General features: G+C 34.4%; 1 protein-coding gene. It reads right to left on the reverse strand.

The genetic code is table 11. The annotated features are described in order from the left end of the window. Positions 1-43: 43 nt before the first annotated feature. On the reverse strand, positions 44-1,036 hold the full coding sequence (locus HM986_RS17555) for an IS110 family RNA-guided transposase (protein ID WP_179336345.1): 993 nt from the start codon (positions 1,034-1,036) through the stop codon (positions 44-46). Positions 1,037-1,239: the final 203 nt, after the last annotated feature.

A 1,239-nucleotide genomic window follows, 5' to 3' on the forward strand; every position in this document is an offset into this window, starting at 1 on the left:
ACGTATTCCAAGATCAAATCCTAGTAATATTTAGTTTTATTTTTTATGCTGCATATTGCTGAAGAACCACATATGGTGTTCCTCTTTTTACTACGGCAAATGCTCTAGCTATCAACTTATTTCTAACATTATTTATGGCTAGCATTTTATCCTTCCCCTCTGCTAATTTTCTATTGTAATATATTCGCAATTCGCTATCATGCTGTATCGCTGAAACACTTGCCATACTCAGCAAACTCTTCATTTTTCTATCGCCTAAATAATGACATTGCTTTCTTTTGTAGATACTAGTGCCTGAGCGATGTTCAAATGGTGCGGTCCCACAATAACTTGAAAAGGCGCGCCAACTATCAAAACGCGTAAAATTACCTGTGTGGTAGATAAGCTGACAGGCTACAACTAATCCAATTCCTTTAAGACTTGTTAGTAATTCGTAATTCTTACTCATCAATGCATCTGTTGATATAATCTCTTTTATACGATCCTCTATGGACTTCACTTGCTTTTCTTGGTAATCAATACTGCGTTTTAAGACAATACAACCTGTGTCTGTGGTTGGACTAGATAAAAGTACTTTCATCTCTTTTAGCGTGCCTTTTAAACCTGCATTATTTCTAACTAGTAGATCACGTAAAGCTAGCAATCTGCCTAATTCTAAATGAGACTTACTCTTAACTTGACTTGGTTTTAATTCTTCCCGGTAAAGCCAAGCGTAACGAGCTATTAATGCCGCATCTAATTTATCTGTCTTTTCTTTAACGATACCTGAGCTGCGCTTAATCTTTAATGGGCTCTCTTCTACGTAAATAATCTTTTGACTATCTAGATATAGCGCTAATTTTAAGGAATAATAGCCTGTGTTCTCAAAACAGTAAAAAACATCTACCGATTTTGTTGTTTTCAAAACCCATTTTAATAAGCTTTTATACCCTACAATATCGTTAATAAACTCCCGGTGCACTTGAGATTGATAACAATAAGCATCCAAAGTGTTTTTTGAGACATCGATTCCAACGACTTCTTTGTAATTTTTCATATTTTTACAATTAAAGTTTATAATTATGTTGCTTTAACTACTTCCTTTATCGGGAGTTAATTCTCCTGGTATTCCAAATGGTTCTTGGCAACTTTATAGAAAGAGAGGACTCGTACGTGTAAGGGATCTCTAATCTAAAACACGTTATAGTTCTCCTCTTTTTCTAGTTAAAGATATTTAATACAAACTAAAGAAACACGTTG

Origin of the sequence: Winogradskyella costae (assembly GCF_013403865.1) — a bacterium.
Classification (GTDB): domain Bacteria; phylum Bacteroidota; class Bacteroidia; order Flavobacteriales; family Flavobacteriaceae; genus Winogradskyella; species Winogradskyella costae.

Excerpts from the sequence above, each read along its gene's own strand:
- HM986_RS17555 (WP_179336345.1), bottom strand. The coding sequence starts at position 1,036 with ATGAAAAATTACAAAGAAGTCGTTGGAATCGATGTCTCAAAAAACACT.